Origin of the sequence: Streptomyces massasporeus (assembly GCF_014648995.1) — a bacterium.
Lineage (GTDB): Bacteria > Actinomycetota > Actinomycetes > Streptomycetales > Streptomycetaceae > Streptomyces > Streptomyces massasporeus.
Genome location: NZ_BMSE01000001.1, coordinates 924,844 through 951,276 on the forward strand (window position 1 = coordinate 924,844; position 26,433 = coordinate 951,276).

Consider the following 26,433-nt stretch of genomic DNA (forward strand, 5'->3'; position numbering starts at 1 on the left):
AACGGGCCCGACGGGTCAGCGGTGGGGGTCGCTCTCCCGGTGGCGCAGCCGGTGCGCGGCGGCACCGAACGCGCCCGCGATCAGCACCCCGCCCGCTACCAGGGCGGGCACGGAGTCGGTGAAGGCACCGCCGTCACCGGCCCGCACCCCGCGCCGGACCGGCGCCTCGCCGCACTCGGTGGGGTGCGCCTCGGGGGCTTTCGGCATCCAGTGGTGCGAGGGCTCGGGACAGGGCTTGTGGGTGGGTGGGCGCGTGGGGTCGTACGGGGGCTCGTGGGTGGGCTTGTGCGACGGCGTGTGGGGGCCTGAGCCGTGGGCCACGGTGAACGTCGCGCTCCAGATCGCGCCCTCGCCGCCGGGAGCGGCCGGGCAGGTGCCCTCGACGCTCCATGCCGAGTCCTCCGCCGGGGCGTCGGGGTCGCCCTCGAAGTTCTCCGCGGAGGCGATACGCGCTGTGCCGCGGTAGGCGGGGCCGGACACCTCGTCGTCGTTGCCGGTGACCCGTTGCAGCGGCACCGTGCCCTCGTCGAAGGCCTCAGAGGTGGCGTCGATGGTGTCGGGCGGCGGTCCCCCGGTCGGATCGCAGCTGACCGAGACGGTGAGCGTGCCGCCGGGCTGGACGGTGGCGGGACTGACCTCGGCGGCCGGTTCGGCGAACACGGCCGGCGCGAAGCCCACCAGGGCTGAGCCGGCCAGGACGGCGACGGACAGGGCGTGCAGGCTGCGGCGCATCGAGGGGACTCCTTCGGTAGTCATACCCCTCTGCCATGACAGCCCGCCGCCGACGGGCCCGCGCGGGACCGGACCCCATTAGCGGGACGGTGCCCTCCAACCGGGTGAACGTCCCGGGGCCCGTGCCGGGCCGCGCCCGCAGGCCCAGGGCCGTGGGTCAGGGCACGTCCCGCAGGCATAGGGCGATGCGCCAGACCGCGTCCCGCAGGCCCAGGGGCGTGCGTCAGTGCACGTCCCGCAGGCCCAAGGACGTGGGTCAGGCCGCGTCCCGCATGACCTGCTCCCGCACCCGCCCGCAGCACCGGCTGATCAGCCGGGACACGTGCATCTGCGAGATCCCCAGTTCCTCGGCGATCCGGCTCTGCGTCATGTCCCCGAAGAACCGCATGTACAGGATCGCCCGCTCCCGTTCGGGCAGCGCCGCCAGCCGGGCCTTCACGGCCTGGCGGTCGACGACGGTGTCCAGCGCCGGGTCGTAGGACCCCAGCGCGTTGCTCAGGGAGTAGCCGTCCTCGCTGCCGGGCAGTTCCGCGTCCAGGGACAGCGCCGTGAAGCTCTCCAGTGCCTCCTGGCCGGACCGCACGTCCTCCTCGCTCAGGTTCGCGTGCTCGGCGATCTCGGCCACGGTGGGCCGGCGTCCGGAGATGGTCTGGGACAGGTCCTGGCCGGCGGAGCGCACGCGGTTGCGCAGGTCCTGGACACGGCGGGGTACGTGCAGGGTCCACATGTGGTCGCGGAAATGCCGCTTGATCTCGCCGGTGATGGTCGGTACGGCGTAGCTCTCGAAGGCGTTGCCCAGCTCGGGGTCGTACCGGTCGACAGCCTTGACCAGGCCGAGGGCTGCGACCTGGCGCAGGTCCTCGGCGTTCTCGCCCCGGTTGCGGAAGCGTCCGGCGAGGCGGTCCGCCATGGGCAGCCAGGCCTCGACGATCCCGTCGCGGAGCGCGTCGCGCTCCGGGCCGGCGGGCATGGAGGCGATCCTGCGGAAGGTCTCGGCGGTGTCGGGGGCGTCGTCGTGGGGGTGCTTCTTCGTACTGGATCGAGTCGGCATGATACGTCGCAATTCCCTTGAAAGTACTTCGGGTTGGACGGGCACCGTGGAAGCGCGATCACTGTGGACAGGGGCGCGCCGGTGCGGCTCGCTCGCCGCTCCCACGGACGTGCCTCCTGTCCGAAGCACTCATGTGCGCCTGCCCCCGGCCCCCACCCGCAAACCCGGAGAGGTTTTCCGCTGTCGCGCAGGGTGACTCGTACTGCCGGGTCTGTCCCCCTACGTCCGGGAGGTCGTACATGAGCACCAAGGTCGCCGACCATGTCCTGCAGAGGCTGCGTGAATGGGGAGTGGAGCAGGTCTTCGGCTATCCCGGCGACGGCATCAACGGCCTGCTCGCCGCGTGGGGCAGGACGGAGAACGAGCCGCGTTTCGTGCAGTCGCGGCACGAGGAGATGTCCGCGTTCCAGGCGGTCGGCTACGCCAAGTTCAGCGGCCGGCTCGGGGTGTGCGCCGCGACGTCGGGACCGGGTGCGATCCATCTGCTGAACGGCCTGTACGACGCCAAGCTGGACCACGTGCCGGTGCTGGCGATCGTCGGCCAGACCCACCGCACCGCGATGGGCGGCTCCTACCAGCAGGAAGTCGATCTGCACACACTGTACAAGGACGTCGCCTCCGAGTTCGTGGAGACGGTGACGGTGCCGGAGCAGCTGCCGAACGTGCTGGACCGGGCTATCCGCACGGCGTACGCGCGCCGCTGCCCGACCGCGATCATCATCCCCGGCGACGTCCAGGAGCTCGACTACGCGCCGCCGACGCACGAGTTCAAGATGGTGCCCTCCAGTCTGGACCGCAGCGCGTGGACCGCCGTGCCGTCCGACGAGTCGGTGCGGCGGGCCGCCGAGATCCTCAACTCCGGTGACAAGGTGGCGATCCTGGTCGGTCAGGGCGCGGCCGGGGCGCGCACCGAGGTGGAGCGGATCGCCGAACTGCTCGGCGCGGGTGTCGCCAAGGCGCTGCTCGGCAAGGACGTCCTCAGCGACGAACTGCCGTACGTCACCGGCTCGATCGGCCTGCTGGGCACCCGTCCGTCCTACGAGCTGATGCGGGACTGCGACACGCTGCTGACCATCGGGTCGTCGTTCCCCTACAGCCAGTTCCTGCCGGAGTTCGGCACGGCGCGGGGCGTGCAGATCGACATCGACCCGCACATGATCGGGATGCGCTACCCGTACGAGGTGAACCTGGTCGGCGACGCGAAGGCCACGCTGGATCGGCTGCTCCCGCTGATCGAGGAGGGGCGCGGGCGCGAGTGGTACGACACGGTGTGCGACAACGTGACGCGCTGGCGTGACGTCATGGAGCGCCGGGCCGGGCTGGACGCCGACCCGATCAACCCGGAGTACGTGACCCGTGCGCTGGACGCGGTACTGCCGGACGACGCGATCGTCACGTCCGACTCGGGCTCCACGGCCAACTGGTACGCCCGGCACCTGACGATGAGGCCGGGCATGCGCGGCTCGCTCTCCGGCACGCTGGCGACGATGGGCTGCGGGGTGCCGTATGTGATCGGTGCGAAGTTCGCGCACCCGGACCGGCCGGCGATCGCGCTGGTCGGGGACGGTGCGATGCAGATGAACGGGATGGCGGAGCTGATCACGGCGGCCAAGTACCGGCACCTGTGGGAGGATCCGCGGCTGGTGATCGCGGTGTTCAACAACCACGATCTGAATCAGGTCACGTGGGAGCTGCGGGCGATGGGGGGTGCTCCGTCGTTCCTGCCGTCGCAGGAGCTTCCGGACGTGCAGTACGCCGCGTTCGCCCGTTCCCTGGGGCTGACCGGCATCCGGGTGGAGAAGCCGGAGGACGTGGAGGCGGCCTGGCGGGCCGCGCTGGAGGCGGACGGCCCCGCGGTGGTGGAGTTCCTGACCGATCCGGCCGTCCCGCCGATCCCGCCGCACGCCACCTGGGACCAGATGGAGGCGACCGCCGCGTCGGTCCTGAAGGGCGACGCGGACCGGGGAGCGATGGTCAAGCGGGGCTTCAAGGCGAAGGTGCAGGAGTTCCTGCCGGGGCGGGAGAAGAAGTAGCCGCCGCGTGTTGAACGGCACTGAAGAGTTCAGTTGCGCACGAAACAGTTCAGTGGTCAGTTCAGTAGCGCGTTGAACTGTTCAGTGCCGTACCTACGTAGGCCGGGCAGTTGCGCCGACATCACCAGGCGAGACAGCTGGGACTGGCCCAGCTCATGGCCGACGGCCCGTTCCTGTCTGGAGATCCTCACGGATGCCGGCTACCAGGGCACGGGAGCACAGACCGGCGGACGAGTGGTGACGCCTCCACATCGCAAGTTGACGACAGCCGTCCGCCCAATAATGAGAACGACCACGTGGCCATCCTGGTAGAACAAGGCGACGGCGTCATTGGCGTCGACACCCACCGAGATACCCTCGCAGCAGCGGCTGTCAATCCCATCGGTGCAGTCCTGGCCAGCACCGATTCCCCAGCCAACGCCTGCGGTTACCGGCGTCTGCTGGACTTCGCCCGGGAGCAAGTCCCCGGCCGCCGCTGCTGGGCTCTGGAAGGCATCGGCAGCCACAGCGCCGGACTCGTCTCTTTCCTTGACCAGGCCGGCGAGCAGGTCGTCGAGGTCTGCCGGCCTAAGCGGGCCACCAACCTGGGCGGACGCAAGACCGTCATGCTCGATGCCATCCGGGCCGCGAAGGAGGCCCTGGCCACCGAGCACCTGATACAGCGCCGACTCCGCGGCGAGCGCGAGGCGCTGCGTGTCCTTCTCGCCACCCGCCACGGAGCTGTTCTCGCCTCCACAGCCGCTCAACCAGGTCAAGGGACTGATCGTCTGCGACCCAGACGACCTCCGCGCGAGCAATGCTCATGACCTGTGGATCGGCCTTGGGTTGGACGCGAAGGGCGTACCTTCCCGAGTGATCGACTTCTGGTCATCGAGCAGGCCGACGTTGCACCGTCGGTCGGGAAGGCACGTCCGTGCTGAGCGTAGTGAATGCCGATGGAACGACAGAGACCGGTTCCCTGATCGACGACATCGTCCGCGAGGGCGCGAGGCGGATGCTGGCCGCCGCCCTGGAGGCCGAAGTCAACGTCTACATAGCCGAGTTGACTGATCAGCGTGACGAGCACGGGCGCCGCCTGGTGGTCCGCAACGGCTATCACCAGCCGAGAAGGGTCACCACCGCGGCCGGATCGGTGGAGGTGAAGGCCCCGAGGGTGAACGACAGGCGTGTCGACGAGGCCACCGGCGAGCGCAAGCGGTTCTCCTCGACCATCCTGCCGCCCTGGTGCCGCAAGTCCCCGAAGATCAGCGAAGTGCTGCCCCTGCTCTATCTCCATGGCCTGTCCTCCGGCGACTTCGTGCCTGCGCTAGAGCAGTTCCTCGGCTCGGCGGCTGGCCTCTCACCCGCGACGGTCACCCGGCTCACCCAGCAATGGCAGGCCGACCACCAAGCGTTCGGCGAGCGCGATCTGTCTGCCAGCGACTATGTCTACGTGTGGGCCGACGGCATCCACCTGCGCATACGCCTGCGGGAGGCGAAGTCATGCGTGCTCGTGCTGATGGGCGTTCGCGCGGACGGCACCAAGGAGCTGATCGCGATGAGCGACGGCTACCGCGAATCGGCCGACTCCTGGGCAGATCTCCTGCGCGACTGTGCTCGCCGAGGGATGCGCGCTCCCCTTCTCGCGGTCGGCGATGGGGCGCTTGGATTCTGGAAGGCCCTGGCCGAAGTATTCCCCGAGACGCGCCAGCAAAGATGTTGGGTTCACAAGATCGCCAATGTCGCGAACGCCCTGCCGAAGTCCGCCCAGCCCGGTGCGAAGAAGGCCCTGCAGGAGATCTACAACGCCGAGGACCGTGAGCACGCCGTGAAGGCGGTCGGGGCGTTCGCCAAGACCTACGGGACGAAGTTCCCCAAGGCCGTCAAGAAGATCACCGACGACGTGGACGAACTGCTGGCGTTCTACGACTTTCCCGCCGAGCACTGGATCCATCTGCGGACCACGAATCCGATCGAGTCGACCTTCGCTACCGTCCGCCTGCGCACGAAGGTCACCAAGGGCGCCGGCAGCGCGGCCGCCGCCCTGGCCATGGTCTTCAAGCTCGTCGAGTCCGCCCAGGCCCGATGGCGGGCCGTGAACGCGCCTCACCTCGTCGCCCTCGTTCGCGCCGGAGCCCGCTTCGAACGCGGCCACCTCGTCGAACGCCCCGAAGGCCACGCAGCCTGAACTACCCCACGATCCAGAGATCTTTACTGCTGATCTGGCATTGCTTGAGGATCAGGCTCTCGCGGAGAGGACCTCAAGGACCGTCGCAACGTTTGCCGACAGGTCAGTCATCGCATCCAGCACCAACCGGTGATCGGGCCACGAGGCGAACTCCTCCCGCAGCCGTTCCACCACCTCCCACGTCGGCTCAGAAAAGCCCTCGATCCCCCGGGACCGGTTCTCCAATCGACGGCGGTGCACCACCGGATCCGAACACACCACCTCGATGAACACCAGCGGCACACCATGATGATGCGCCAGCGACCGCCACTGTCCCCGCGCCGCCTCCACGGCGTTGACCGCATCGACGATCACGGTTTGGCCCATACCGAGCACACCATCGGCCACCGCCTCGGCCACGACATACGCCGCCAGGCCCGTGGGCTGGTCACGGGCCACCCCCGCACGCCACATCGCCGCCTCGATCGGGTCCACGGACACGACCGGAGCAGTCAGCTTGCGCCCCAACGCCTCGGCGACCGAACTCTTCCCCGCACCGGGCAGCCCCGCCATCGCGATCAACATGACGACACCCTCGCACGCCCGACCGAACCGACCAGCCATCAACGCCAGAACGGCACAGACATCCCCATCCCGAGTCATCAAGTCACGCGACGACATCCACAGGAATTGACAATTACTCCCTCCGCGCCGAGTTGCGGAAACTCAAGCGTCCGTCCCACGTCACCCACTGTGCTCAGTTCCGGGATCGCCCGGCCTGGGACCTTGAGCACCGGATGACAGCACGGGCGCTTCGATCCACCGCCCAACGCATCTAAGCCCTGCAAACCGAAGCCAAGGATCTTGAGAGGAAGATCCTCACGCTGGTCAGAGCGTCCGCTCCAGAGCTCTTCGACCTGCTCGGCGTCGGGCCGATCACTGCAGCTCAGATCCTGGTCACATGGCCCCATCAGGGCAGGTTCCGCTCAGAAGCCGCCTTCGCGTCTTTTGCCAGCGTCTCGCCGATCCCTATGTCTTCCGGGCTCACCAACCGACACCGACTCAATCGCAGTGGAGACCGGCACCTCAACCGGGCCATGCACACCATCACCCTGATCTGATCCCGTATACGGCTCGCCCCCGCCACGAAGACGTACATCGCCCGCAGAATTACCGAGGGGGAAGACCTCCCGCGACGCACAGCGATGCCTCAAGCACACCATCTGTCGTCAGATCTTCAAGATTCTTGAACGGACTGACCGAACCAAGATCGGGAGCATTGAGGAACTCGATCAAGCCGCTTGACACGACATAGCAGCCTCGGGGCTGACGGCGGATGGATACGCGGACATCGAAGGCCACAACTGGCAGCTCGGTTGACGGCAGTGATGGCTTCCTGATCGCTCAGGGGCCCGCAGCTCGAGAGAGTCGGGGCACTCGCGTTCAGGAAGTCGGGGCATCCTCGTCCTCGTCCAGGAGGTTGAACAGGTCAAGACCGGCGGCGGAGTCGCGTGCCGCCAGCAGTCCTTCTGCGGCCGAGGCGGCGCGCGGACCCTCGGGAATGAGGGAGAGCACCTCGTGCTGGGCGCGCGTCCCCACAGCCTGTACGTCGTAGTCGTCCGGGGCGTCAAAGAAGGCGAGGGCCGCCGCTGCCAGGACCCCCGGAACGTCGTTCCGGTTGGTACGCAGCCCGGCGCGGAGTCTGAGGCGGGCCTCTGTGAGTTGTGCGGCGTCACGCAGGCCGATGAGTGAGGTCAGACGGGCTCCGCCGAGTTCCCGGAAACCGGCGTCGATCAGCGCGTTCACCACGGCCGATGCCTCCTCGTCGTACGGGTTGGAAGCCTCCGGCTTCTCCAGCACCTCCGGCGGGGCAGCGGTACCGGCCGTGAGCAGGGCAGCCCGGCAGACCAGCAGGCGCAGCCGGGGCGGTGGGTAGTCCCCGGCGCTCTGCCCGGTGCCGGGCAGAGCGGCGAGTGTGTCGGCCAGTGTTCGCACATACGCTTCGCCGCAGGCCAGCGTTGCGCACACGTCCGCGAACACCTCACCGAGCCAGGGTTCCCATACCTTTTCTCGCTCCCCGGCGAGCCCCGCGTCCTCCCGCAGGCGCGTTCGAAGGGGCTGGCCCAGATCGAAGTCGTCCTCGATGTGGTGACCGGCCTCGTGGGCGACGGCGAGCATGGCCGGAAGGTGATGACTTGCGGACCAGGGGATCCCGATGACCGGGAACGGGAGATACCGGCTCGCCCTGCGCCCGGCCAGGGTGCGCTGTCTTCCGGAGGTCAGGAGCTCCTCGAAGTCGCTGCCTCGGGCCGTGGCGAAGGGTACGGGGTGCCGGCTGAGGAAGGTGAGCGGCGGTTCCCTGAGCGCCGGCCGGACGGTCGCTGCGGCTTGGCGTACGGGGTCGTAGACCGACCACGCCAGTTCGTCAGCCACGCCCAGAAACCGCTGGTAGTAGGGGATGAGACGTACGGTCAACTTGGTGCGGAAGAAGTCCCACAAGTGATGCAGATCGAGGACGAGTTCGGACGCCTTCCGGTGCCGTTCGGCGACGGGCAGGTTCCTGAGCTGCTCAAGTGCCCCCGCTATGATCCGTACCGCGCTCTCGATCTGCGACTGGTGCTTCTCCAGTGGCCCCCGAGCCCTGGCGGCCTCCGCCCAGTCGGCCAGTTCCTCCTCGAACCCGTTCAGGAGGTGTTCTACCTCGGCCTCGCGGCGGGCTTGGGCGCCCGCGGTCTGCGGGAGGCCGCCCGTCATGAGCGGGTCGGATTCTCTGCGGGAGAACCGGATTCGGAGATTTCGGAGATGCGGAGGGCGGCCGGGCTGGCGAACAGCGAGACGCAATGCTGTTCGAGGATGTCCTCTCCCCAGCGGGTGTCGTGGGTGGGCCGGTCGGCGGAACGGCGCAGATCCGCGTACAGGCGCAGGAGGGGCGAGTCCGCCCGGACCGTCCGCGCCACCCGGTCCACCTGCGGCTTTCCCGTGCCGCGCAGTAGTCCGACACCGAGCACGGCGGGGACGTGCCCCGAGGCGAAGAGGGTCGCCGCGAACAGGTTGCGCAGCACCAACTGGAGGGGGATGTCGGCTGGCGAGCCGGGACGGGGTGGGTCGAGCACCACCAAGGGCTGCGTGCCCGGTTCGAACCGCCGTAGCCACCGCACGAGATGGTCCGGGTCGAGGTCCGCTCCCAGCGCCGTACGGCTGAGCCGTTCGCCGTGGCTCAGCTCCGTCGCGGACAGATCGAAGCAGGGGGTCGTGCCGCCGATCAGACGCAGCGGGGCACTCACGTGGAGGACGGCGGGGGGTGCCTGCAGTTTCGGCAGACCCTGCCGCGAACGGATCTCCTGGGGTACCAGGCCGTGTGCCTTGTAGGCGCCGAGCACGGAACGGGAGGAAGGGGAACCGGACGAGGCGTACGAGCTGTTGTCGTACGGCGGGTCGCAGACCAGCACGACGGCCTGTGGCCCGGACCGCGCCCTCGCCCGCTCACGTGACTTCCGTACGAGCTGAAGCACTACGGCTGACGCCGCCCCGGACATCAGACCGACGGAAGCAGCCGCACCCACAGCGGCGCCCAAAGCCACTTTGGAGAGCGAGCCCCACACGCCGTCCGTCACCAGGTCGGTGTTCAGGCGTGCGTTGAGCGCTGCCTGGACGGCCCGGACGTCGACGGCCTCCGCAGCCTCAGGCACGGTCCGGAACAGGGCCAAGGGCCTGTCGCGGAAGGCGAGTTCCCAGGGGAACGCGTGCGGCAGGGGCTGGTCCGCCTGGATCTGGATCGTGCCGACCGGTGGCGTCCCCCGGGAGTGCTGTCGCAGGGAACCGGCGTTCGCGACCGTGACGTCCCGCCAGTTGGCGGCCAGGACCTGGGCCGTGTGCAGCGGGGCGCTGGTCACCCGGAACGCGGGGTCGACCCGGTACACGTCCTCGTGCTCCGACGAGGCGCCGAGGGTCGAGTCCGGGGCGGGCCGAGCCGAGGGTTCCGGGCGGTAGCCGAGGGCCGCCGACATACGGTCCGCGGCCCCGAGGGTCGACTCGTCGGCGTTGAGGAAGCCGATCGACCGCACGATGTACTGGGCCCACAGAGACGGCCGTTGCACCTCACTCAGGTACTCGGATGCCTCGTTCAACAGCGCGCGTTTGGGCTCGGCTTCGCTTTCCGTGAGGGCCAGCATCCAGTGCGACGTCGCACTGAGGAGGGGGGACGTCGTGCCGGACAGGTCGCGCAGGGAGCGGCTCAGCCTGCGTGACGCGAGCCCGTTGAAGCGGATCTGGGCCTGGGCCCAACGCCACTTGGCCAACGGCTCGTCGTCACCGGCCGACTCACACAACGCGGAGTGCGCCCCCGTCATAAGGCGGGTGGCCTCCTCGTGGCGCCCCGACACCCGCTCGAATTCCGCAAGCAGGATCAGGCGCACCTGGTAGTCGACGTCGTCGGAGTCCCCATCGGTTAGATCTGCGAACAACGGCCGGACCAGGTCGAGTTGGCGCAGCGGTTCGCCCTCGGGCGTGGCGCACCGGTGCAGTCTAGTGAGTGCGGACAGGCGCACCTCCGGCGGTTGTACGTTGGACAGTGCCTCTACCAGAGCGATGGCGCGGGCGGGATCGGGGTCGGCGAGTACGGCAGGCACCCCACCGTCGAGCAGGTCCTTGGAGGACCTCCACGGCACGTGGAACAGGGAGGGGTCGCGTACGTCATAACCCCGGAGGGCGAGATCGTGCCACAACAGGGCCGAGTGGACAGCGTGTTCGCCGTTGGTGTCCACGGTCCGCAGTCGGTCGAGGGTCTGGGCTGCCCGGTGGAGGTCGCCGACACTCCAGGCGAGGAAGCGGGCGTACAAGAGCAGGGACAGAGGATGACCGTCCGGATGGCCCAGGTCACTCCAGAGTGCGGCCGACCGGGCGAACGAGCGTTCCGCGGCGTCCACCGACAGAACCGCGCCCTCGTACACTCCGCGCTGCACGGCGTTCTCGGCCAAGTGCCGGTATCGGGTGGCGTCGTCAATGCCCGACAGGGCGAATTCCTCCGCCCTGTCCAGCGCGTCCAGGGCTCGGTGCGAGCGGCCCATCAGGTCCTGGGCCGCTGCCTCCCGCTGGTATGCGTCCATGCGTTCGTCGGCCGACAGCGAACTCGGATTAATCGAACGCAGCGCCTGTAGTGACGCGTTGGGGGAGAAAGTCAAAAACTGAGTGTGCGCCAAGGTCAGCAGGGCCGCGCCACGGACCGAAGGGACCGGCTTGACGGTGGCTTCCGGGAACTCGTCCGCCGAAGTCACCTGTCGGCGTAGTTCGAGGGACTCGTCGATGCGTCCCATGTCCTCCAGGGTCTGCGCAAGTTCCAGCGAAATACGGGCCTCGCTCTCCGCGTCGCCTCTGGAACGTGCCTCCAGAATGGCCCCATGGTAGGTATCTTCGGCCTCCGGGTCGTTCAACTGGGTCTGGATGCGCGACAGAAGCAGTCGCAGAGCCTCACGGAACTCGTGGTCCTGCTCGGTTCTCAACGCGGATCGGGCCAGCTCGCCAGCCTCGGCCAGCCGGCCCCGGCCGAACAGGACGAGTGCCCGGAGATAGGTTTCCCGCCCGCTTGGCGGAATGGGCTCGGGCGACTGCGCCCTGAGCTCGTCGACGAGCGCGAGTCGGCGTTCAACCTCGTTCCAGGCAGGATCCGAGGGGTTCACCGTGGGCCTGCCCAGGTACCTGTGCACAACCGCCGCTGCCACGGTGAGATGCGCCAGGATGACCGCCGTACGGCTGATCAGCGGCTTACCGCTCCGGCGCAGTCTGGGCTGTCCCTCCTCTAGGTACTCCTCGCCGAGTACCTCCTCGGCGAGTTCCCTGACGCTCTCGGGTGAGTCCAACTCGCTCGCCTTGACGAAGTCCTCGGCCAGAATGCGCTCCGCCCGGAGGTGGCCTCCCTGAAACCGGTGATACGTCGCCTCCTTGTTGTACGTCACCCACTGCTCCGGACGCGCCTCGGCCAACTCGTGGAAGTGAGCGAGAAAGGCGTTGTGCAACCCGTCGAACACACGATGGCCGGAGATCAGCATCCGCATCGGTGCCAGGACGTTGGCGTGGAAGACGACGGTGTTGTCGTCCCCCGGATGCCGTGACACCCAGGAGGACTTGGCCGCGTAGTCGAGGAGCCGTTGCCAGGATTGCTCCAGTTCCTCGTCGGTGGGCTCGGTCGGGGCGGTGGGGAAGACGTCGTCGCTGCCGCGCAGATGGTGGTCGTCCAGGCGCGGGTCGTCGGCGTCGGAACTGGCGGTGATGCCCTTGACCAGCCAGGGACGCATGACAGTGAAAACGTCCTCTTTACGCAGCCGCCGCGGGATCACGCCATAGCGCAGCAGCCAGCGCACCGCAGGATCGTCAATGCGCTTGACTACCCGGTCGATGAGATACCGGACGTGCGGCTCGTCGCACGCGGCGAGTTCGGCAGCGGTGATGTCCGGGTCCTGCTCGATGACGTCCGCGAGGAGGGCCAGTGTGAAGGGAAGCCCTTGTGCCTTGTGGACGGCGACGCGCACCAACTCTCCGCCGCCGATGCCACGGACGTCCGTCAGATAGGTCCGGGCCTGTGCCTTGGTGAAGGGGCGGACCCTGATGTGCTTGAGCTGCTTCCTCGGGAAGGCCTTCAACGCCTGGGGGACGCGGGTGCGCAGGTCGTAGCGGCCGGCCAAGACGAGACGCAGGGACGGGCAGGCCTTGAGCAGGTCGGCGAGAAGCCGCAGGAGACGCTCCGCCTCGGTGTGGCCGTGCAGGAGCAGTTCTTCGAGCGTGTCGACGACGAGTACGGCGGGACGGTCGACGACGGCCAGGTTCAGCCGGTCGGCGAAGGCGGCGAGGAGGTCCGCCTCGATCGCGTCGCTGTCGAGACTGTCGAGGGTGCCAGCGACTTCGCGGCCGGATTCGGAGGGCATGCGGTCGAGGAGAATCCGGTAGACGCCGTAGCCGCTGGTGAGCGACTCGAAGGGGCGGCCGGGCAGGCGGCGGCCGAACTGTTCGGCCAACTCCAGGAGCAGCAGCCAAGGGTGGCGGCCCACCGTGTGGGGGTTGACGACGTCGAAGTCGATGCGGGCGCACGGCACGTCACGCGGTGCGGGCACGCAGTGACGGGCGACGAGCCAGCGCAGTTGCATGGTCTTGCCGGCGCCGCCGGGGGCGTACAACTGCCACACTCGGTGCTTGCCGTCGAGGAGTTGTTCGGCTTCGTCGACGAGTCCGGCGGGCTGGAGGAACTGTGCGGAGCGGGCGTAGTCGGCGGACCAGTGGTCGCGGGCGCGCACGTATCCGGCGCTCTCCAGGCCGAGTTCGGAGACCTCCGGGCTGAGGAAAGGGAGCCGGTCGGGGTCGCCGAGTGCTTCGACGAGGTCCTGGCAGGTGGCGAAGTCGCGGCGCCGGTCCGCTGCGGTGAACCGTTCTCGGAACAGGGCCAGGGCCTCGTCGCAGGAGGGCAGCAGCAGGTGACGTACGGCTTCGGTGTGGTCGCCCGTCGCCAGTCGGTGGTCGGCGATCTCGCGTTCCAGGCGCAGGAGTTCGTCGGGCAGCGCGTCGCTGCGGGTGCCGATCCAGTCGAGGAAGTAGGAGGTGCGGTCGGGCTCGGAGAGGGTGTACGTCCGTGGTGTGCCGCCCGCCGGTCGCACCACGCGCTCCTCGACCAACTCGCTGAGGGTGGGCAGGTCGCCGGGTCCGCGTTCCGCCGCGGCGGGGCCGAGGACGTTCTCGTACAGAGGCTCGTCGAAGGTGCGGGCCACGGCGCAGGCGCGGAGTGCGGGCGCCCAGTCGGGCGGGCGGACGGAGCGGGCGATGTCCTCCAGGCTCTCGCCTGCGGCGAGTCGGCGGGTGAGATCCGCCAGGGGGTCGGTCATCGGAGCCCCTGCGCCTTGGCCCGGCGCCAGGCCGGCACGATCCCGGTGAGGTAGTCGAAGATCTCGACACCGAAGTACGGGCCCTGGAGCCCATGCACATTCTCCAGAAACTGCTCGATCCCGTCGTCGGGCACGACGCCCAGACGCCGCCCGTAAGCCCGGGTGAGCCGCATGAACTGGGCGCTGTCGAAGTCGCAGACGCTCACCCGGCCCAGCATGTGGGAGTCGGCATCCGGCAGCACCCCGTTGAGCCACGGGTCGGGGGCGACGACGATGAGCCGCAGGGACGAGGCGTCGTTGTAGGCGATCGGCCGCACCAGCCACTTGTACAGGACGTCGGTGAAGGCTCCCGGCATGATGCTCTCGGCGTGGTCGAGCGCGACGACCAGGGGCCGTCCGCCGGTCGAGGTGCGCAGTGCGTCGAGGAACGCCTCGATGATGCCTTCCTTGCGCTTGTCGTAGGGGTCCGCGATCTCGTCGTCGAAGGGGCGCCACTCGTCCTCGGCCGGCAACAGGTCACCGCTCGGCGGGGTGGCCGCGCCGGTCAGGTGGTTGAGTACGGCGTTGAAGGTGCCGAAGGCGGTCTCCGGCAGTCGGCACAGTTGCTCGGGACTGGTCGCCTCCTGCCGGATCAGGCGCAGGACGGAGAGCCAGTCCTTGTTCCGGGCGGGCGGGTTGACGGCCGGAGTTCCGGGCGGCGGGCTCAGCGGGGTGTTGAGGTTGACCGAGACGACGTGGTGTCCGCGCAAGAACCAAGTGATGAGGCACCAGTTGGTGAGCCAGGTCTTGCCGGTCTTGGGGCTGTTGGTCTGCGAGTAGCCGCCGATGGCCAGCACCGGGCGTTCCCTTTCGCGGGGCGCGGGGATCGGGTTGTCCAGGGTCCACCAGGCTTCCCGGCGTTCGCCGGAGCGGCCCACGAAGCGTTCCAGTTCGACGTACTGCTTGCAGTGGTCGATGTCGCGGAGCGAGGAGTCGGGTGGCAACACGCAGTCGATGCTGAGTACTTGGCCCGGGGCGTATCGGGTGAGGAGAACGGGCAGCGCCCAGGAACCGGGGTTCCTCGCCAGACCGGCGAGGTGGGAGCGGGTGTCGGCGACCGCTTTGTCCAGGGGGTGTGAACTGCCCAGCTGCTCGTAAAACTTCGTGGAGAAGGCGACCGCCGCGTCCGAGGCGATGTCGCCTTGCATCGACACCACTGCCCTGGTTCCCGCGTCCAGGAAGGCCTGCGCCATACCGCCGATCCAGTCCGCGGGGTCGGCCTTTCCCGCGTGGCAGGCGTTGAGCACGACCAGCATCGGCGTCCAGTCGGCGATGTTCGCGAGGTCGGCGACCCCCTCCGCAGTCAGCTCCGCCCCCTCCGAACCGTCACGGGCCGCCGCCAGGACGAGTACGGGGCTGCCCGCACCGGGGCGTGGCATGCCATGGCCGATGAAGTGAACGATGTGGGGCCGCAACCCCTTGATGTGGAGGCCCAGTTCGGTCACATCACTGGGCGCATCGAGCACCTCCAGATAGGTGCGGCCCGGGGAGCGCTCCAAGGCGCCCGAAAGCGCGGCTAGTTCCTGTTCGGCCAGGAGGCGGTCGTCCTGGGGCGGGCTACACACGACGACGAGAACTCGCAGAGGGCCGAGTTCTCTCGGCTCGGCGCTCGGCGGATCGTCGGGGCAGCCGCGTCTCCATCGCAATTCGGACCGCCGCCACAGCCACTGATCCTGGTGGCGCAGCAACTCCCAGGGCAACGACCGTAGTTCGGGCGGGTCGATCTCGATGCGCACGCGCAGCGGTGGGCCGGCTGCCGCGTGCCTTCGCAATTCGGCCCAGTGTGCGGCCAACTCCCCTCCGAGCAGTGCCGCGTACAGCCGCTCGCCCGCCTGTTCACGGTCCCGGTCGCCCACGCCCCGGTCGAAGACCTTGGTGAGGCCCTCGGTCGAGCCCAGTTCGCCCAGCGGGGCCGAGGCGGTTAGGGTTCCGTCCATCAGGAGCTGGACGGAATACCCTGACGCGGGGGCCGGGTTGGCCAGTACTCGCAGTGCCACCTCGGCAGGAGCCACGGCCTCCGGCGTGCCGTCGGTCATGGCGCACCTGGGAGCTGCTCGTCGGAGAGGACGACGGGGGGAGGCTGCTCGTCCGACGTCACCGTTTCGAGTACGCTGGCCGGATCGTCGTAGGCCTCTTCCAGCAGTACGGGCGGAACGGGTACGGGAGCCGCGCCCCGGCCCGGCTGACGGGGTCCGTAGTCCTTCTCGACCTTGCCGAACCAGGTCTTGCGCAGGCGGACGACCCGGAAGAAGGGGGCGGTGTCGGTGCCGAGCCATTTCAGGCCGAGTCGGCGGCGCCAGGCGACACTCGTCCGGCCCGCGAGGTCGGCCAGGCCCAGCTGGGCCTGGCCCGCGCCCGCTTGGAGGCGCAGCTCGACGGAGGCTCCGCTCTCTGCGGCGGTCAGGACGATGCCGGAGTCGGCGGCGACCACGTCGGTCACGGCGAGCAGCGTGTCGTCCCAGTCGTCCCAGCCGCGCTGCACCAGCGCGGCGGCGAGGGCTCGTACGTCGGCGACGCCGGTCTCGGTCAACCCGCGATAGACGATGAGGGCGCTGTTGCCCTTCTCGAATGTGACCCGCGCTCCGAAATCAGCGACCGCCAGCGCCGCGAGGCCATCCATGGCGACTCCGGCCGCCTTGAACTGGAGGGACACGGAGCCCTGGGTGTCATAGGTGTAGTCGTTGTGCGGTGTGCCGGGGCGCGGGACGAACGGGATGCCCCGCTCCCCCAGGGTCCCGGCGGTACGGACCTTGCCGTCCACGTTCTCCAGGACTTGGCCCACCTCGACCCGCCCGGACAAGGGCCAGCAGACCCACCAGCCCTTCCACACGTCGTCGACGGCGTGGCGGTACAACTCGTACGAGTCTTTCATGTCTTTCCCCCGTGAGGTGCCCGTGCTGTTCTCGCAGCGTACTGCGGGGCGTGCCCGATAGTGACCGCTCCGGGCACACCGATCGCGTTTCCCGGGCGGGTGCGAGGTTCCCCCACTGTGCGAGGGCCTTGATCAGCTGGTCAAGAGGGGGTGACGAGGGTTCAGGTTCGCTCGTTCGGCCGCTGCCTGTTCGGCGTAATGCTTCTCCTCGAACTCGATCGGGCTGAGGTAACCGAGCCGTTGCTGGATGCGACGACTGTCATTGAACCCGTCGATGTACTCGAAGAGTGCGAGGTTCGCCTCGGTCTTGGTCACGAAGACACGACCTCGGACGCACTCCGTCTTGATTAGAATCCACAGATTCTCCGCGAGGGCGTTATCGTACGAGTCTCCGATAGACCTCATGGTTGTCCCAATTCCCGCTCGTACCGTGCAAGTTGTGAGCATGCCACCCTGACAGCCGTGGTCGGAGTGATGGATGAGCTTGCCGGGCTCGACCTCGCGGGAGGCGAGGGCGTACCCCAGACTGGACAGCACCAGGTCGGCGTCCGCGCGGGCCGAGGTCTCCCAGGCCACCACACGCCGCGAGAACGCGTCGCGGATCGCGGAGAGCCACAACGGCCTCTCACCGGTGGCGATCATCGTCAGGTCGGTGATTCACAGCAGGTTCAGCGCCGGTGCGGTGAAGTCCCGGTCGACCAGGTCCGGAGCGAGCGTGGCCTTCGGGTCGCGGCGTGTAAAGCCGCCCCGGCGCGAGCTGACGCCCGCCAGTTCGGCCTCGCGCATCAGTCGCTCGACCCGCTTTCGTCCGACCCGGATTCCTTCGCGCTTGAGGATAGCGTGGACGCGCGGCAAGCCGTAGATCCCGCCGGAATGGGTGTGGATCCGCCTGATCTGCCTGGTCAGCTCGACGTCGCGGCGGCGGTGTTTGCACGGCTCGTGCTCGGCGCCAACGGTAGTAGGTGGAGGAGGGAATGGATAGTTCCCCACGGTGCAGAGGCGGAGGCTCCTCCAGAGAGAATCTAATGGGGGCTGCACGCCGCCAAATCGTTGAGGACAGCGTTGACCGTGGACCAACAAAGGTCGGCTGTATCGAAGTCTGCACTGTGTTTGGCTCGTTTCTCCGCGAGAGGATGAACCAGGTTGCGGTAGGTCCGCAGCAGGTCCGAGGCCATTTTCGCGTCCTGGTCGATCCACCGATTGGTGTGGGCGTGCTGGATGAGGTCCTGCAGCCGGGTATCGCGGGCGGGCCTTGGCAACGGCACAGTTGCGGACCTGACGTCGGCCGCGTGGACGAGGACGCCTTCGAGGAGGCTTCCGAGCATGATGACTGCGGAGGTGTAGGCGCCGTGTTCTTGGCAGATACGGGCTTCGTCGAGGCGTAGCTGAACGGCGCGGGCCAGGTCAGGGTCGGAGACGATGTCGGTGATGGCCACCTTCAGCTCTACGCGCTGGGGGCGAGGGGGTTCATCGGGATCGTACTCGATGAGGAAGGGCTGGCCCTTGCGGTAGTCGACGCGGCAGCCTTCAAGTGCCAGGACTTCCTGGAGGCGTTGGACGACGGCGTCGTAGTCGCCGGGTTGTTGTTGGTATTCCCGCCGGTCGGCCAGGCGCAGGATGACACGCTCGGTGTCTCCTGCCTGGTCTTCGTGCCGTTCGCGCAGGATGGTGTGGACCCAGCGGTGGCGCGGGCTGCCGTCGTGGTCGGGGACGTCTTCCCAGCCGGCCCGGCGGAGGAATTGAGCGAGTTCCCAGCCGGCTCGGCGTTTCATGCCCGGCTCGTCACCGCAGATCAGGGCGGCGAGTTCTTCGAGCGTGCTGTCGTCGAAGTTGTCCATGTCAGTGTCCCTCGCTGTCTTCGTCCGGCTCGCCGTCGTAGGGGTCCGCGTCTTCGTCGGGCTCGGCCTCGGCTAGGCCGACTGGAGTCCAGGTCAGGTCTGTCAGCGCATCGTCCACGGATGTCTCTCGGACAGTGCGCGGGTGGATGCCCAGCTCGGTCAGGCGTTCCCACAGAGGTTCCAGGGCCTCTTCGGGTGAGAGGGCGAAGGCGCTGCTGCGTACGCGCCAGAACGACCAGCCAGCACGCCGAAGCTCCCGCTCGCGCTCGGCGTCGTCTTGGATCTGCTGCGGGGTGGAGTGGTAGGGGCTGCCGTCGCACTCCACTGCGAGGCGTCCGTGGCCTCCCGTGACGACGAGGTCGATGCGTTTTCCGTTGACTTCCCACTGGGGCACCACGTCGTAGCCGCGTTCCTTGATGCGCAAGAAGACACGCTGCTCGAAGAGTGAGTCGAAGGGCGCGCAGCGTCGGTCTGCGCTGACGTTGGTGGGCTGGTGGGGGTGTGTGTAGGGCGGCGGCGGGCTCACCATGTAGGTGAGCAGGGAACGTCGCAGGTCCTTGCTGCTGAGCTGGTCGACAGTCAGGGAGTGGAAGAGCCACATCTGGTCGCGGGCCCGGCTGGCGGCCACGTTGAAGCGTCGTTCGTGGTGCCGGCCAGTCGCGGCGATGGCGTTGGCGCCGTCGACGACCATCGACAGCAGAATGACGTCACGCTGGTCTCCCTGGAACTGCTCGGGTGTGCCGACCAGGATGCTGTGGCGTTCGCGAGCCGACACGTCGATGCGCTGGTCGACGAGGTTCTCTACCAGTCGTGTCTGGTCGCCGTGGCGCAGGATGATCACGCCGATACTGCGGTCGGCGTAGGCGGGTTCCTGGGTGAGGCGGTGCAGTTCGTTGACGACGGCCTCTGCCTCCGGCCGGTTGATGAGTTTGTCCCGGCGTCCTTCGCAGTGGCCTTCGGGCACATGGACGACCTTCAGCGGCGGGAGGCGGTCGGAGCCGTGCTGACGCAGCAGGACGAGCTGATTGTCGGGATAGAACTGCATGGAGGACCATTTGATGATCTCCGGCATGCACCGGAAGTGCTCGGTGAGACGGATCACTTCGGTGAAGCGGGACTGCAGCAGTTCGTACAGGTTGGACTTGGGGTCGAAGCCTTCGCGCTGCCAGGGTTCGAGGCCGGCCATGCGTTCGTCAAAGATCTGGGTGATTCGATCGTGCTTGCTGCCGCTGTAGAACGGGGCGCACTGCCGGTCGTCTCCGACGACGATGATGCGCGGCGCAAGCCAGAGCAACAGCAGGCCGTCCAGCCCTACTTGGCTTGCTTCATCGACGATGACGACGTCGAAGGAGTCCGGTTCGGGGCTGATCGTTTCCGCTACACGGTTCAGCGGCATGATCCACGCCGGTACAGCCCCTTGCGCTGTCTGCATGGCTGAGCGCGCGTGGCGCTGGTGGCGTTTGCCGTACTCGGTGGTTCCCTGGCCTGCGTTGGCTACGGCGCTGGCGTAGGCAGCCAGGGCTTGTTTGTGTTTGGTGGTCATGCGGCTGACGCAGTGATGTGCTGCGCGGTCGCAAACCAGTTGTTCCACGAGGTCGTGCAGTCGGGCTTCGAGCTGGGCCAGTTCGCCTTCGAGGTGCTCTTCGCGTCCCTGGAGCAGGTGGGTGTCTAGGAATTCCTGGGCCTGCCGCCACGCCCAGGCCTGGGGCAGGACGGCGAACCGGGAGCGCCAGTGCGAGGCGAGGGGATCGCCGGCGAAGTCCTTGGCGAGATCGGGGTGGGCCTCGGCAAGGCTCTGGAAGAGTTTCCTGGTCTCGCGCCGGTCTGCCTCACGCTGGTATGCCGCCGCCGGTGCATCCACCGCCAGCGCGTAGGCCTGCGCATCACGGGCCGCTGCGGCATCCGCCGCGCGCTGGAGCTCTTCGACACCATGCGGGTGGGGTTGGGGAAGGCCTTTAAGGATCTCTTCGAAGCGCTGTGCTGCTGTCCTGATGTGCAGGAGTTGGCGAGCCTGGACCGTGGCCTGGCGGATGTCGCGCCACTGCTCGGCGGTGGTGACCGGTGTCTGGATGCCGTCGGCCAGAAGTGTTGCGTGGACCTGGCGGATGACCTCCACGCAGGTGTCGATGGCCTGCAGGACGACGGCCCTGTCCAGGAGTTCGGACGTCAGCAGTTCGGAGGTGTCCTGTCCGACGGCCGATCCGACTCCGGTCCACCGGCCGCGCAGGGTGCGGGCGTGGGCGCGCATTTCCAGATGCCGTACGACCGCAGTGATGTGCTCTCGGCCGGCTGGCGCCATGCCTTCTACCCGGCACTGTTCGAGGAGGAAGCGGGCTTGCTTGACGACAGCCGGCCGCGGCCATCGCGTGTTCAGTTTTCCGGTGCGCAGGACGTGCTGCTCCAGATTGCGGCCCGCGATCAGGAGCTCCTTCTCCTCGCTTTCGGAAAGGCGGGGGATCTCCACCTCCAGGAAGGAGGCGGCGGCTATCTCGTCATGGGTCTGCCGCGCACGGTGTGAGGCGTTTCGGATGCTGTCCCACAGTTGCTGCCATCGCTGGGCGATGCCGTCCTGCAGGGCGCGTGTGGACCAGGTGTCCGCCTGCCAGGAGGCGGGGTCCGCGGACAGCCCCACTCTCTGCAGGGCCTGCTGGGCTCGGTCGAGCAGCGCTTCCAACGCCGTGAGCCCCGCGTCACCATGGTCCGCCAGGGCCTGTGCCAGAGGTGTGACCGGCTCGGGGCCGAGAGCCTCCTCAGCTGCCTGGAGTTCCGTGATGCGGCGGGAAACCTCCGCCGGATCGGGCAGAGCAGCCGGGTCGGGGCAGTACTGAATGTGGGCGTCGAGGATGCCGGGGCCGTGGTGGGTGACGAGCAGCCACAGCCGCTGAGCTTCGTCCGTGGTCAAAGGCGGAACCTGTGCGGCCTGGGCATCCAGGGGCGGCAGCCACTGATACTCGGCTGCGCCCTGCTCCGCTGCCTGCACGATGTCGTCGAGCCGCCCCCGGTATCCGGGCGCGATCTCGGAGTGCACATACCACTCGACTTCACGTACCTGCCGCAGGCGGTCCCGGAGCTTGGCCTGCTCCGCCATGAGCTGGTGCCGCTGGGTCTGCTGGTCGTCAATGCGCTGCTGGAGGCGATCGAGGTTCGTGGTCGCGTTCAGGTGAGCCAAGGCTCCCAGTGACTGGCTCAGATCGGAGTTCCCGCCCTGCCACTGATCGCTCTGGATCACGCACATGCTGCGCAGCCCGGCTGGCAACTGGTCGCGCAGCACCTTCAGAGCCTGGCTCTTCGCGCTGGTGACCAGCACTCGCTTGCCGTCGGCGAGGAGCGCGGCGATCAGATTGCTGATGGTGTGTGTCTTTCCAGTGCCCGGCGGGCCCTGGACCACGACGCTGGTGTCGCGCTGCAGTCGGTCCAGGACATCACGCTGGGCGGCGTTGGTGACCATCGGGAACAGCGGATCCGGTCCCAGTGCCGGCGGCACGGAGCCACTCCTGCTACCCCAGGCTGTCCTGTGCTCCGGTTCGAGGTCATACAACAACTGCGCGAGCCCCAGAGGAGCTTGTGCTCCAGGACGTTTCAGCGCTCGGGCGATGCTCTCGTAGAAGCCGAGAACGGAGCGCTGGCCGTGTTCGCGCAGGATGAGTGCGGGCGCGTAATGCAGTGACCGCACCTGGGGTTCGGCGGTCAGATCGGGGTGCTGCCCGGTTGGGTCGAACGGGAGCACTCGGTCGACTCCGAAAGCACGCTGCGCCCACGAACGCACGGCTTGCGCCGCCCGGTCCGACAGCGGGTGGAAGGGGACGTCCTCGACAGCGGAGCGTACGACCCCCAGCAGCTCCGACGTGTAGCCGTCGGACTCACTGAGGAAGTCGGTGTCTTCCAGACGGCCGGGATGCTCCGGCACCAGAGAAACGGTCACGTTGATCGATGCCGGTTCCACGGTGAGAGTCACCGGTGTTGTCACGATGTGCCGACGGACCCGGGCCGAGGGACGATCGGCCCCGAGTTGCAACAGGCCTACGGCCAGGACCACTTCGAATGTGTCACTGTCCTGCTCGACCTTCTTGGCCATCCGGTACAGCTGCTGGTGCAGTCGCCGCTGCGGCTCGGCCGCCAGCTCTTCCCGCGACCACCGGATCCACTTGGCAGCCCAGGTCTCGTACGCCTTGCGTTCCTCGGAGGTGCCGCTCTCTAGCGCCAGCTGGTCTTCCTCCCCACTGGCCTGGAGGCCGTCGGCCAGTAGAGGGTCATTCGACGTGTCGTCAATCAGTCCGGGAGGCTGCGGATCAGCCATGGCGGCGGCCTCGGCGGACACCCTGCCATGCAATATCGCCGGCAGCCGCGGTGCTTCCTTAGGCGGACGGTGCTTGACGACCATGATGCGAGGGTCGGCGTCCGCAGCACTCCGGACAGTCCCGTCGGGGGCATCCGTGAGCCACACCGTTTCCGGGTACTTGGCACAGTTCCGGATGGTCTTGGAGATGGCACCCCGCACCAGCTCCTGCAGACAGTCGATCAATACGCGAGTGTCGCGGACGGCTTTGGGATCGCTGCCATCACGTACTGCCGGGCGGGCCATCACATCCCCCAAACGCCTGCCACCGTGACAAGCCTTTCAGGATCCATGGCCGCTGCACGCCAGGCAATGTGATGGGACTCGCGCACAGCCATTTCCGGACATGAAGACGATCCGGTAAGGCTATGCGCCGAGTTCTGTACGCGGATGGACTTCTGCTTGCTCGTGGCAACGCCGACCGCGTGGGTCCTGAAGCAGGATTACTGGTCTGCCAGTGCGTCGGTATGTCAGGCTCCACCAGCAGGAGCTGGTTGGTTCTCGATCCATGCGAGCCCTCCGAGATCCAGTTGGTGCCGGGCGCGAGTGACGGCGACGTAGGCGAGACGGGCGTCCGTTTCGCTCACTGGTTCCGGGATCGGGCAGCCGCTGTCGTCCACTTGGTCGCTGTCCGGCGGCGGAGGAAAGTCGTCGGCGATTCTGACCCCGAGCCACTCACGGCCTTTTGCCTTGTGCGCGGTTGAGACCGTGACCTCGGCCTTGCCTTCGTCGGTCAGAGCGTCGACGGCGGCGATGATGGCTTCGGGTCCGTGGGTGTCGACAAGTTCGACGAACGGCTGGAGATCTCGGCCTGCGGGATCGTATTCCGCGTACTCCTGCAACTCACCCCATGAGGCGAAGAGAACCAGTTCGGGATGGGATGTGCGGCGGCCGTCTTTGAGGTCCCGGGCGGCGAGCGCCAATGCGATGAGTGTCTGTCCGCCCCGGGTGAGTGCGACCCGACGGCCTGCCTCCAGCAGTCTCATGACCTCGGTCACGGCGCCGATGTTGGTGCGGCACAGCACCGCGTCTGGGCTCGTGACCAGGCCGACCTTCGTTGGAATGGTGTCGGAACCTGTCAGCCGGATCGGCGCGTCGGTGAACGCGAGCCACCGGTTGGCCTGTTCGGCGAGGAGCGGGCCGAAGCGGAAGGAGCGGGTCAAAGTGAGGTGAATGGCATCGAAGCCTGTCATCACGTCCCGGGCTCCTCGCCACCCGTAGATGGCTTGGGCTGAGTCGCCGACCATGACCAGTTGGGCGTGCTCGCGTTGGGCGGCGAAGACCCGCTCCAGGACCGGGTTGGTGTCCTGGGCCTCGTCGAGGAGGAGGAAGTCGGCGTCGATCTTCGGCTCGGCAAGTGCCCACATCTTCAGGTAGTGATCGTGCTCGAAGCGGACTACGCCGTCTTCGGGATTCTGTAGATCCTTCCAGGCCTTAACGACGAACGGCATGACGACCTCGGCGAGTTGGGCACGCTCTGTCGGCGTGCCCAATCTGCGCAGAGCCGGAACGTGGTGGGGAGCCGGGGCTCTGTCAGCGGACTGGCAGAAGCGGGTGACGGTGCGCAACACCGTGTGGGACAGGGTCCGGTGACTGATCTCGTGATCACCAATGCGGACGGGGGATCTGACGCCCAGGGCCCGTCCGATCCGCCAGGCGGGCTGGCGCGGGCTGCTGAGCCGACGAGCGAACCGGTGGCCAACAGCTGCGAAAGCCGTGGCGTGAGCCGTCCTGCATTGCACGGAGCGCGGGAACCGGCTGGCGGCGGCGTCGGCAATGTCCTTGTTGAAGGCCAGATAGCGGCCTCGGCGTCCACTAGTCGCAGCCAGCAACGCGAGCGTGCTGGTCTTGCCAGTGCCGGCGCCGGCCTGCAGCACCAAGTGGTGGCCGTCCCGAAAGGTATCGACGGCATGGGCCTGCTCGTCTGTGGGCGTGTGCAACAAGAGCTCCGCGGTGTAGAAGGGTCAGGGGGTCGTGTGCGCGGCGCTTGGGCGCTGGTCGTCAGCGGCACACGAGGGACCCGACGGTGGGCGCCGGTGGTCGAGCAGGACGCGTGCCGCGCAGGCGAGGACGTCTTCGGGAGTGTGCTCGGCGAGGAGGTTTTGCAGCTGCACGGTCAGTTGCCGGGTGCGAGTCCGTGCTTCCCGTTCAACTGCTTCCACGACGGCTCGGGCGAGGAAATCTGCGGGCCTCTGCCCCCGAGCTGCTGCGGCCTGGTCGAGTACAGAGCGCATGGCGCGGGTGAACGCGACGTTGAGCAGGACCTGGCCCGCGGTGTCGGGATAATGGGTCGTCAAGACATCGATGGGCAGGAGCCGATCGAGTTCGTGGCGCAGGGATCGCAGCGCGCGTCCCGGTGACTTGGCCCGGTGCACGGCCATCAGGCGGGTGCGGTCCGTGTTCGTCGCCAGCGGAACCCTTCGGCAGGCGCTGTGCAGCTCTGCCGGGGTGACCGGCCTGGTCAGGATGAAGTCTACGGCGTGCTGTCTTCTCATCGCCGGACCGCTTTCTGGGCACCGCCGCCAGGATGCGGCCGCCGGCTGTGGGTGGGGAGGCCTCGGTGTACGTACGCGTGGTGGACGAGCGGGTCGAAGGGTTCCCAGTCCGTCAGGGCCAAGTCCGCAGTTGTGGGCGTGGCCGCGTGCTCAGGGCAGCGCTGCGTTCGCCAGCGAACCTGTTCGGCGTACGGCACAGAGCTCAGGTCGTACACGGCCATTACCTCGCCGGGCAGAGCCAGCTGTCCCTCGGTGGCCGTTGCGGGAACCAGTCTCCAGACACCCGCCGGGCCGTCGGAGGCGAGCAGCCTGAGGGTGCATCGGTCACGTCGTCGGGTCTGGGCCACGCACTGGATCTCACCCAGAGGGCGTGCGGCGACGTATCGGACGAACAGGATCTGGACGACGGGTCTGGCGGGTCGGCAGGGGGCCTCCGACTGCCGGGACGCTGGGTCCCCGGGTGCCGCTGGTGTGAAGCTTCCAACGTCCACCAGGCGACGTGTGTTCACGGCCAACGCCCGACGGAGCCTCGTCAGTTCGGGGGCTGCAACCGTGTCGGCGTTGCGGGCCGGGCAGACGCTGGCGTGGGGCAGTCGGCACCAGGCGCTGCCGTCTCCGGAAGGATACGCAAGGCCGGAGCTGACGTGCCAGCGATGGTCGGCGGGCACCGCGGCCGCGGACAACTCCTGCGGGTGCAGGCGGACGGGGCGGTACCGGACTCGCTGATACCACTCGACGGGATTGCCGCATTCGCGGCAGCGGTCGCGTTGGGCACAACGCAGAAGTTTGGTGGGGCTGTCGGGATCGACGCACAGTGAGCGTCGCGGGTGGGCAGGGGCCGGCCTGCTGTCCCGGCGGCACGGTACGGGTGAGGGGCGCATGGGCGCGAAGGTGCCAGCCCACACGCCGTAGAGCGACGCCCGGGCCGTAGACGTCCACCGAACAGCCCCATCAAGGGCGACACACGTTCGCATTAACGCTCAGGTGTTCCCATTGGGATGCCCAATCGGCTGAACAGTCGACAGA

18 protein-coding genes are annotated in these 26,433 nt (G+C 68.0%); 5 read left to right on the plus strand and 13 right to left on the minus strand.

Features of this window, described 5'->3' with window-relative positions; genetic code table 11:
• Nucleotides 1-15: 15 nt before the first annotated feature.
• Nucleotides 16-732, minus strand: coding sequence for a hypothetical protein (locus tag IE153_RS04195; protein WP_189588380.1), 717 nt, complete (start codon nt 730-732; stop codon nt 16-18).
• 256 nt (nt 733-988) lie between these two features.
• Nucleotides 989-1,783, minus strand: coding sequence for an RNA polymerase sigma factor SigF (locus IE153_RS04200; protein ID WP_189588381.1), 795 nt, complete (start codon nt 1,781-1,783; stop codon nt 989-991).
• A 239-nt stretch (nt 1,784-2,022) separates the two neighbouring features.
• Here IE153_RS04200 and IE153_RS04205 point away from each other — a divergent pair, with 239 nt between their 5' ends.
• From IE153_RS04205 to IE153_RS04215, 3 genes are all read left to right on the plus strand, one after another.
• On the plus strand, nt 2,023-3,816 hold the full coding sequence (locus tag IE153_RS04205; RefSeq protein WP_189588382.1) for a thiamine pyrophosphate-requiring protein: 1,794 nt from the start codon (nt 2,023-2,025) through the stop codon (nt 3,814-3,816).
• A gap of 155 nt (nt 3,817-3,971) precedes the next feature.
• Complete coding sequence (locus tag IE153_RS42550; RefSeq protein ID WP_308432122.1) at nt 3,972-4,622, plus strand: IS110 family transposase; 651 nt, start codon at nt 3,972-3,974, stop codon at nt 4,620-4,622.
• 107 nt (nt 4,623-4,729) lie between these two features.
• Nucleotides 4,730-5,983, plus strand: coding sequence for an IS256 family transposase (locus tag IE153_RS04215; protein ID WP_189588384.1), 1,254 nt, complete (start codon nt 4,730-4,732; stop codon nt 5,981-5,983).
• Between the two features lie 51 nt (nt 5,984-6,034).
• Here IE153_RS04215 and IE153_RS04220 read toward each other — a convergent pair whose 3' ends face one another.
• The gene (locus IE153_RS04220; protein WP_189588385.1) at nt 6,035-6,547 is read right to left on the minus strand and encodes a P-loop nucleotide/nucleoside kinase family protein; all 513 of its coding nucleotides are present in this window, start codon (nt 6,545-6,547) and stop codon (nt 6,035-6,037) included.
• 368 nt (nt 6,548-6,915) lie between these two features.
• On the opposite strand from IE153_RS04220, the gene IE153_RS41440 reads away from it, so the two are divergent.
• Nucleotides 6,916-7,083, plus strand: a complete 168-nt coding sequence (locus tag IE153_RS41440) for a transposase (protein WP_229828799.1) — start codon at nt 6,916-6,918, stop codon at nt 7,081-7,083.
• A gap of 322 nt (nt 7,084-7,405) precedes the next feature.
• On the opposite strand, the gene IE153_RS04230 is transcribed toward IE153_RS41440, so the two are convergent.
• The 9 genes from IE153_RS04230 to IE153_RS04270 all read right to left on the minus strand — a co-directional run bounded on the left by IE153_RS04230 (nt 7,406) and on the right by IE153_RS04270 (nt 24,852).
• Nucleotides 7,406-8,716 carry a hypothetical protein gene (locus tag IE153_RS04230; RefSeq protein ID WP_189588386.1) on the minus strand — a complete coding sequence of 437 codons (1,311 nt, stop codon included), beginning with the start codon at nt 8,714-8,716 and terminating at the stop codon, nt 7,406-7,408.
• A complete protein-coding gene (locus IE153_RS04235; protein WP_189588387.1) occupies nt 8,713-13,827 on the minus strand; it encodes a hypothetical protein in 5,115 nt (1,704 codons plus the stop codon). Before IE153_RS04235 ends, IE153_RS04230 begins: the two co-directional genes overlap by 4 nt.
• On the minus strand, nt 13,824-15,902 hold the full coding sequence (locus IE153_RS04240) for a CHAT domain-containing protein (protein WP_189588388.1): 2,079 nt from the start codon (nt 15,900-15,902) through the stop codon (nt 13,824-13,826). Before IE153_RS04240 ends, IE153_RS04235 begins: the two co-directional genes overlap by 4 nt.
• On the minus strand, nt 15,899-16,738 hold the full coding sequence (locus tag IE153_RS04245; RefSeq protein ID WP_189588389.1) for a hypothetical protein: 840 nt from the start codon (nt 16,736-16,738) through the stop codon (nt 15,899-15,901). The genes IE153_RS04240 and IE153_RS04245 overlap by 4 nt, the downstream gene beginning before the upstream one ends.
• 132 nt (nt 16,739-16,870) lie before the next feature.
• On the minus strand, nt 16,871-17,380 hold the full coding sequence (locus tag IE153_RS04250; RefSeq protein ID WP_189588390.1) for an IS3 family transposase: 510 nt from the start codon (nt 17,378-17,380) through the stop codon (nt 16,871-16,873).
• 15 nt (nt 17,381-17,395) lie between these two features.
• Nucleotides 17,396-17,776: an IS3 family transposase gene (locus IE153_RS42290; RefSeq protein ID WP_308432123.1), complete on the minus strand. Its 381-nt coding sequence runs from the start codon at nt 17,774-17,776 to the stop codon at nt 17,396-17,398.
• The gene (locus IE153_RS04260) at nt 17,761-18,576 is read right to left on the minus strand and encodes a hypothetical protein (RefSeq protein ID WP_189588392.1); all 816 of its coding nucleotides are present in this window, start codon (nt 18,574-18,576) and stop codon (nt 17,761-17,763) included. The genes IE153_RS42290 and IE153_RS04260 overlap by 16 nt, the downstream gene beginning before the upstream one ends.
• A gap of 1 nt (nt 18,577) precedes the next feature.
• Nucleotides 18,578-23,098, minus strand: a complete 4,521-nt coding sequence (locus IE153_RS04265; protein ID WP_229828718.1) for a PDDEXK-like endonuclease domain-containing protein — start codon at nt 23,096-23,098, stop codon at nt 18,578-18,580.
• Between the two features lie 284 nt (nt 23,099-23,382).
• On the minus strand, nt 23,383-24,852 hold the full coding sequence (locus IE153_RS04270; protein WP_189588394.1) for a UvrD-helicase domain-containing protein: 1,470 nt from the start codon (nt 24,850-24,852) through the stop codon (nt 23,383-23,385).
• A 96-nt stretch (nt 24,853-24,948) separates the two neighbouring features.
• Between IE153_RS04270 and IE153_RS04275 the strand changes: the two genes are divergently transcribed.
• Complete coding sequence (locus tag IE153_RS04275; RefSeq protein ID WP_189588395.1) at nt 24,949-25,272, plus strand: hypothetical protein; 324 nt, start codon at nt 24,949-24,951, stop codon at nt 25,270-25,272.
• 131 nt (nt 25,273-25,403) lie between these two features.
• Here IE153_RS04275 and IE153_RS41445 read toward each other — a convergent pair whose 3' ends face one another.
• Nucleotides 25,404-26,381, minus strand: coding sequence for a DUF6083 domain-containing protein (locus tag IE153_RS41445; RefSeq protein ID WP_308432124.1), 978 nt, complete (start codon nt 26,379-26,381; stop codon nt 25,404-25,406).
• Between the last annotated feature and the right edge of the window lie 52 nt (nt 26,382-26,433).